Annotated in this window: 6 protein-coding genes, 1 tRNA gene and 2 pseudogenes; 5 read left to right on the top strand and 4 right to left on the bottom strand. The window is 36.2% G+C overall.

All coding sequences use genetic code 11. The features are described from left to right. Both GNY06_RS01470 and GNY06_RS01465 read left to right on the top strand, forming a co-directional pair. Nucleotides 1-227 (top strand): cbb3-type cytochrome c oxidase subunit II (locus tag GNY06_RS01470; RefSeq protein WP_166518479.1); only part of this gene is annotated, 227 nt, incomplete at its 5' end. Nucleotides 228-243: 16 nt separating this feature from the next. After that, entirely contained in the window at nt 244-1,116 is an 873-nt protein-coding gene (locus GNY06_RS01465) for a c-type cytochrome (RefSeq protein ID WP_166518478.1), read from the top strand. A 205-nt stretch (nt 1,117-1,321) separates the two neighbouring features. Here GNY06_RS01465 and GNY06_RS01460 read toward each other — a convergent pair whose 3' ends face one another. Both GNY06_RS01460 and GNY06_RS01455 read right to left on the bottom strand, forming a co-directional pair. Next, on the bottom strand, nt 1,322-1,924 hold the full coding sequence (locus GNY06_RS01460) for an HAD family hydrolase (protein WP_166518477.1): 603 nt from the start codon (nt 1,922-1,924) through the stop codon (nt 1,322-1,324). Nucleotides 1,925-1,948: 24 nt separating this feature from the next. Beyond that, nucleotides 1,949-2,383: a type I restriction enzyme HsdR N-terminal domain-containing protein gene (locus tag GNY06_RS01455; RefSeq protein ID WP_166518476.1), complete on the bottom strand. Its 435-nt coding sequence runs from the start codon at nt 2,381-2,383 to the stop codon at nt 1,949-1,951. Nucleotides 2,384-2,388: 5 nt separating this feature from the next. Between GNY06_RS01455 and holA the strand changes: the two genes are divergently transcribed. The 3 genes from holA to GNY06_RS01440 all read left to right on the top strand — a co-directional run bounded on the left by holA (nt 2,389) and on the right by GNY06_RS01440 (nt 4,816). Further along, the gene (holA, locus tag GNY06_RS01450; protein ID WP_166518475.1) at nt 2,389-3,426 is read left to right on the top strand and encodes a DNA polymerase III subunit delta; all 1,038 of its coding nucleotides are present in this window, start codon (nt 2,389-2,391) and stop codon (nt 3,424-3,426) included. A gap of 129 nt (nt 3,427-3,555) precedes the next feature. Next, nucleotides 3,556-4,506 (top strand): thioredoxin-disulfide reductase, encoded by a 951-nt coding sequence (gene trxB / locus GNY06_RS01445; RefSeq protein ID WP_166518480.1) that lies wholly within the window; start codon nt 3,556-3,558, stop codon nt 4,504-4,506. Between the two features lie 225 nt (nt 4,507-4,731). After that, nucleotides 4,732-4,816 (top strand) — tRNA-Ser (locus GNY06_RS01440). Between the two features lie 105 nt (nt 4,817-4,921). Here GNY06_RS01440 and GNY06_RS01435 read toward each other — a convergent pair. Together GNY06_RS01435 and GNY06_RS01430 are read right to left on the bottom strand one after the other, a co-directional pair. Beyond that, a pseudogene (locus tag GNY06_RS01435) lies at nt 4,922-5,218 on the bottom strand (ABC transporter transmembrane domain-containing protein); the annotation flags it as partial. Nucleotides 5,219-5,261: 43 nt separating this feature from the next. After that, nucleotides 5,262-5,417 (bottom strand): annotated as a pseudogene (locus GNY06_RS01430) (IS481 family transposase); the annotation flags it as partial. Between the last annotated feature and the right edge of the window lie 21 nt (nt 5,418-5,438).

Below are 5,438 nucleotides of genomic sequence, written 5' to 3'. Positions count from 1 at the left end.
AGATCGACTCGGCAACTGCATGGGCCAATAACCAGGCCAAAAGCATTACCACCAAAATTTACGCAGAAGCTGCGGATATTAAAGAACAGGTAGAAAAAGAGCAAGCTCTGAAAGGAAATAAATTTATTCCACTAGAAAATCGAGAAATTATAGCCCTTATCGCTTATCTGCAGAGATTGGGTACCGATATTAAAACAACCGATGTTCAAACAGCGGATATTCATTAATTACAAGTAAGTTGGTATGAAAGTAAGAACTCCTATTTCAGTATATATTGTATTATTATTTTTTTTGTTGCTGTTGATTTTTGAAATGTTTGCTCCTGATGTTTCTTATCTCACCTCAATATATTTTTGGTCGGTGGTGATGATATCCATCTTATTATTGCTCATTATGAATGCTTTACAAGAGCTGGTGGAAAATGAGAAATTTAAAAAGCTGAGTCGTGAAGCACAAAAAAGCTATCTGGAACAAAAAAATATATCTTTTATAAAGAGGCTCCTCAACTCTGCAGTGAGAAAGCAATCTGCGAAGGAAGAAAAAGATTTGTTGATTGATCATGGTTTTGATGGAATTACAGAGCTGGATAATGCGTTGCCTAAATGGTGGGTAGGATTGTTTTACTTTGGTAATATTTTCTGTGTGGTCTATATGTTGGCCTATGTATTTACCGGCTATGCGCACCCTGAGGTAGAATATAATACCGAGTATAAGGCGATGTTAGCTTCTATTACTAAATATGAGGAACAGGCGCCTAAAATAACCATAGAGACAGCCAAGTATGATCCTGATAATATTGAAGAGGGTGAGAAACTTTTTAAAGACAATTGTGTAAGTTGCCATGCAGAGTCTGCCAAAGGAGGAATAGGCCCCAACCTCACAGATCACTATTGGATTAATGTTAGGGAAAAAAATGTATTTCGAAATGTCTTCTGGATGTTAGAAAACGGTTCTCCTAATAATCCTACGATGAGACCTTTTATAAAGGATGGGACAATTTCTAGTAGAGATGCTGAGAAAATAGCAGCTTATGTATATCATATTAACCAAGAGATTCCGCCTGTGAGCATAGATCAGGGGGGAGCGCCACCACAGGGTGAAGAAGTGAGATGGTAATCAGCTGCCTAAAGAAAAATGTCTCCTTCATAATTCTACCCCTTTGGAGTCAAGTAAAAAATGTATACTTTTCATCTTTTGGGGTAGATTTTTTTAATAATTTATTGTATTTTTCTGATTGAGGTAAGTGTAAGACATTTAATTACGGGTCTTTTTAGAGAGTAGTAATTAAGATTTATAAAAATCAATTTTGTAGTTGTATGGATTATAGCAGGTGAAGCTTTTGTAATTCTTTCTCAAGATGAACGCTTGGTGTGAGATGTATGGTGTTGAAATCTAAAATTTGCGCCGCTTTTATATTTTCGTAATTATCATCTATAAATAAACATTCCGAAGCATTGAGATTATAACGCTCTAACAAAATCTTGTAAATATGTTCATCAGGTTTAATGACCCCCTCTTCTCCAGATACGACAATGCCATCGAAAAGTTTGAAGAAATTATAGTTTTCATAGGCATAGGGAAAAGTTTCGGCCGACCAATTGGTAAGACCATAGAGCGGATAGCGTCCATAAAGTGTTTGTACAATTTTAACATGATTTTCAATTTCACCTTTTAACATTACTGGCCACTGGCTGTAGTAGAGCGCTATTTCTTCACTGAATTCAGGGTATTGATTTTGAAGAATTTGCGTAGCTTCTTTGAAGCTTCTCCCTCGATCCTGTTCAGTATTCCATTTCAGGGTGGCAATATTTTCTAAAAAGTAGTTCATTTCGTCTTCAGTACTAAAGACGTTTTGATAAAGATATTTAGGATCCCAATCCATGAGTACCCCACCAAAATCGAATATAATATTTTTAATCATCATATTTAGGATTTTTTAATTTCAATATCAGGTATTAAAATTAGTGAATTTATATCCATCCCCTGTTAATATAGCATGAATATGTTGGAGACCATTGCTCAAAATAATTTCGTTGGCATCTAAAACCGAATTATATCTGGCGATTTGTTCAAAGGTTTTTTCTGAGAGTTTAATCTGAGGTGCCTTACATTCTATCAATATCTTAGGCATTGTTTTTTCTGTCACCAATAGGTCTATTCTTTTCGTAAGACCATTAATTTCAATTTTTTTTTCAGTAATTAAAGCCGAATAAGCATAGCCTTTGAGACAAGTAAAATGTTGTATCCAATGCTGTCTTACCCATTCTTCGGGGGTTAGTAAAAGGAACTTTTTACGCAGTACATCATAAATAAAAAACTTATCTTTGTCCTGCCTAAACTGAAAATCGAATTCTTTGCTAAAATTGAGCTTTGGCAGTTGCATAGACTATGAAAGATTTAGAAAACATCCTCAAAAATATTAAAAATAATATACTTCAACCTATTTATTTTTTTCATGGAGAGGAACCCTATTTTATGGATGTTGCCTTAAAGTCTCTAGAAAATGATGTCCTGACTGAAGATGAAAAGACTTTTAATCAAACCGTAGTATATGGAAAAGATACTACTTATGCTGAGGTATTAGCGCTTGCACGTCAGTACCCGATGATGGGGGGGAAGCAACTGATAATGGTGAAAGAAGCACAAGATATGAGGCTTACCGAAGAAGAGGCAGAGGCTTTATTAAAATATATAGACCAACCTGTAGCTTTCTCTATTTTAGTGATAGCCCATAAATATAAAAAAGTAGATTCCCGAAAAAAATTTGTGAAGCAATTGGAAAAAAAATCATGGCTGCATTATAGCGAGCCTGTAAAAGATTACCAATTGAGCACTTGGATTCAGCGAAAAATCCACGAGTTAGGCATGAAAACAGCCCCTAATATTTCTCATCTCCTTGCAGAATATTTAGGGAATGACTTGTCCCGAATTTCTAACGAACTGAATAAACTAAAATTAGTCATGAAAGAAGGGCAACCACTGGACGGGAAACTGGTGGAGCTTCATATCGGCATTAGTAAAGATTATAATGTTTTCGAACTTCAGAAAGCTTTAGGTACCAAAGATGAGGAACAGGCTATGCGAATTGCTTATTATATGGGACGAAATATGAAGGGGCATCCTCTTTTACTCATCCTAGGTAATTTATTTAATTATTTTACCAATATATTATTGTACCATACTCTTAGAGGCCAACCTGCAACTGTTATAGCCTCTACTATGGGGGTAAATCCTTATTTTTTAAAAGATTATGAACAGTCTGCTAACTTTTACCCTATGAAACACACCACTCGCGTGATTTCTATTTTGAGAGAAATGGATATGAAAAGCAAAGGTTTAGGAGCATACAATGTTCCAGATGCAGACTTATTGGTGGAGATGGTCTACAAGATATTAAATGTTGGTAAAACAAAAGTGAAAGTTTAATAGCGTGAAGTTTTACTATTCTTACCCTATCAGTCAACGCCTATAACAGTGATTGATAAAACTCAATATTAAAATTTGATCAACTTGAGTAAGATTACCGAAATTTGCATGCGAACGATTATAAGTGTTATGGAAAATATTTTAGATTGTGTAATTGTAGGCTCTGGGCCTGCAGGATTTACAGCCGCTATTTACGCTGCAAGAGCAGATATGAAACCCGAACTTTTTACAGGGCTTGAGCCAGGGGGCCAGCTTACAACGACCACCGAAGTTGAAAACTTTCCGGGTTATCCCTCTGGGATTACAGGTCCTGAAATGATGGAGGATTTGCAAAAACAAGCGGAACGCTTTGAAACCAAGGTTCATTACGAAATGATTACCGGTGTAGAATTTGCCACAGAAGTAGGCGGAATTCACAAGTTGCGTACTGGGAATCGTGAACTACAAGCGCGAACAGTGATTATCTCTACTGGTGCCACGGCTAAATATATCGGACTTGAAGATGAGAAGAAGTATAGCGGCGGCGGCGTATCTGCTTGTGCTACATGCGACGGCTTCTTTTATAAAGGTAAAGATGTTATTGTTGTCGGAGGGGGAGATACTGCTGCTGAAGAAGCTACTTATCTATCTAAAATTTGCAATAAGGTAACGATGTTAGTGCGTAAAGATTATTTTAGAGCTTCTAAAGCTATGATTCACCGGGTGATGAATACATCGAATATAGAGGTTAGATTTAATCATGAGCTTGTCGGTATAGAAGGAGAGAATAATCTGGTTGAAAAAGCCATCACTATCAATAACATTACCCAGGAGAAATCGTCTATAGACGTGCATGGTATATTTATAGCGATTGGACATAAGCCCAATACTGAGATTTTTGGAAAGCAACTGGATTTGGATGAAAATGGATATATCCTAACAGAGAAAGGCTCTTCTAAAACAAGTATTCCGGGAGTATTTGCTGCGGGGGATGTTCAGGACCACGTTTACAGACAAGCGATTACTGCTGCAGGAAGCGGTTGCATGGCAGCTATGGATGCTGAGCGCTATATCAGTAGTCTAGACCAACAAGGGGCTTAATATGTTGACTATACAAAAAAAAGCATTTCAATTTGAAATGCTTTTTTTTGTATAGCTGAAAGCCCATTGATAAGCGGATAAGCAGAATAGAAAGCTAAAATTAAAAAATACAATTGATCACCAGTGTGTTAGTGTCTTTATGTAAAAATAGTAGTCTAAATGTTTGGAGCCTAATATAAAAGTATCTATATTTGCACCACTTAAAATTCAGCAATGAATTGCTAAGGAGAGATGGCAGAGTGGTCGATTGCGGCGGTCTTGAAAACCGTTGACTGTAACAGGTCCGGGGGTTCGAATCCCTCTCTCTCCGCTGATAGGGTCTTCTTGATGAAGACCCTTTTTTTGTATATCAGTAATCCTTTTTCTCTTATTTTGATGTCGTTATGGCATAGGATCCTAAGCATGCTAGGTATTAGATAAATCCCACTTTCATGGTATCAAAAAAACGTTGTGGAAGTTTTAATAAATGCTTATAGTAACCTAATATAAGGTGTTTGTCCATCTTTTGTCCCGTTGGCGGAACAAGAATACTCTTCATAGCTCCTATAAAAATCTGAAATAGCAAAATAACAATCATTCCTACAGACAGTAGGTTTAAAAGTCTTCGGTTGCCATCAATCAAAACATAATCCGTAATTTTTTCTATATAAATTGATGTTGACAGCCCTAAAATAGTATAGACTAGTGCTCCTAATAAAGCCTGAATTGTAATAGCCCCGACTTAATCTGACGTTAAGTGTTAAAATAATTATCAGTTATTCAATATTATCCTTACTTCGAGAAGTAAGGATTTTTTGTTCCACTGCAAGAGTTTCCAATAATTTCTCTTTTGCAATAGGTTTACTATCCAAAAACGTCTGCATCGGTGTTTTACCATAACAATGTTTTCCAGTATGCGTTCTTTCATTGTTTTAATAGGACAACCAACTTGT

The organism is Elizabethkingia argenteiflava, from assembly GCF_009904105.1.
Taxonomy (GTDB): domain Bacteria; phylum Bacteroidota; class Bacteroidia; order Flavobacteriales; family Weeksellaceae; genus Elizabethkingia; species Elizabethkingia argenteiflava.
Note: the sequence above shows the minus strand (reverse complement) of the source record. Positions and strands in the feature narration are given on the sequence as shown.